Origin of the sequence: Sphingopyxis sp. H050 (assembly GCF_001468265.1) — a bacterium.
GTDB lineage: Bacteria > Pseudomonadota > Alphaproteobacteria > Sphingomonadales > Sphingomonadaceae > Sphingopyxis.
In genome coordinates this window covers 1-1526 of the sequence record NZ_LNRZ01000022.1, presented here as the reverse complement: position 1 = coordinate 1526, position 1526 = coordinate 1, and the positions used below count along the sequence as shown (strand labels likewise).

Here is a 1526-nt window from a genome sequence, read left to right as displayed (position 1 = left end):
TGTCCCCCGTCAGCACCAATGGCACAGATTTGAGGTTGTGATTTAAGGAGGGTTGGGGCTTCGTCGTAGTGACGAAGGAACGAAGATGAAGACCCAACCCTCCGTGAAAAAATCCCCTCCCAAGAAGGCCCCAGCTGAGCGGGTGGTCAAGGATATCCGCCGAGCAACCCGGCGCCATTTCTCTGCCGAAGAAAAGATCCGCATCGTGCTGGACGGCCTGCGTGGTGAGGACAGCATCGCAGAGCTGTGCCGCAAGGAAGGCATCGCCCAGAGCCTGTATTACACTTGGTCGAAGGAGTTTATGGAAGCAGGTAAGCGCCGGTTGGCCGGTGATACCGCCCGTGCCGCGACCACTGGCGAGGTGCAGGATCTGCGCCGCGAAGCCCGCGCCCTGAAGGAATGCGTGGCCGACCTGACGCTGGAAAACCGTTTGCTCAAAAAAAGCATGATCGCGGATGGGGGCGACGAAGAATGAGGTATCCCGCATCCGAGAAGCTCGAGATCATCAGGATCGTCGAGCAGTCCCACCTGCCTGCCAAGCGAACGCTGGACCAACTCGGCATCGCCCGGCGGACGTTCTACCGCTGGTATGACCGCTACCTCGCAGGCGGCCCGGAGGCGTTGGCGGATCGGCCATCGGCTCCAGGCCGGGTGTGGAACCGGATCGCGCCCGAGGTGCAGGACCAGATCGTCGAAATGGCGCTGGAGCAGTCCGAGCTGTCACCGCGCGAACTGGCGGTGCGATTTACCGATGAGCGCCAATACTTTGTGTCCGAAGCTACGGTTTACCGCCTGCTCAAGGCCCACGATCTGATCACCAGCCCGGCATACGTCGTGGTGAAAGCGGCTGATGCGTTCCATACCAAGACGACCCGGCCGAACGAGATGTGGCAGACCGATTTTACCTACTTCAAGATCATCGGGTGGGGCTGGATGTATCTCTCCACCGTGCTCGACGACTTCTCGCGCTACATCATCGCCTGGAAGTTGTGCACCAACATGCGGGCCGAGGATGTGACCGACACGCTGGATGTAGCGTTGGTCGCATCCGGATGCGACAGCGCCACGGTGTTGCACAAGCCCCGGCTGCTCAGCGACAATGGTCCCAGCTACATCGCGGGCGAACTGGCTGAATACATCGAGGCCAACAAGATGAGCCACGTGCGCGGCGCCCCGATGCACCCCCAGACCCAGGGCAAGATCGAGCGCTGGCACCAGACCCTTAAAAACCGCATCCTGCTCGAGAACTACTTCCTGCCCGGCGACCTTGAGGCCCAGATCGAGACCTTCGTCGAGCACTACAACCACCGCCGATACCACGAGAGCCTAAACAACGTGACGCCCGCAGACGCCTACTTCGGCAGGGCACCAGCCATCATCAAACAACGCGAAAGGATCAAGCGACAGACCATTGAACATCGGCGCTTGCAACACCGTAAGCTCGCCGCCTAAAACCCAACAACAGACGAGGCCCGCACTCCGCTAATTTACGCCGCGACCTGTGCCAAATGTTCTGACGACGGACA

At 60.3% G+C, this 1526-nt stretch carries 1 protein-coding gene; it reads left to right on the top strand.

Features of this window, described 5'->3' with window-relative positions; all coding sequences use genetic code 11:
• The first annotated feature begins 85 nt into the window (after nt 1-85).
• Nucleotides 86-1452, top strand: a protein-coding gene (locus ATE67_RS20870; RefSeq protein ID WP_120222458.1) for an IS3 family transposase whose coding sequence is annotated in 2 segments (ribosomal slippage) — nt 86-437 and nt 437-1452 — 1368 coding nt in all. Because the reading frame shifts where the segments join, the coding sequence is not laid out codon by codon here.
• Nucleotides 1453-1526: the final 74 nt, after the last annotated feature.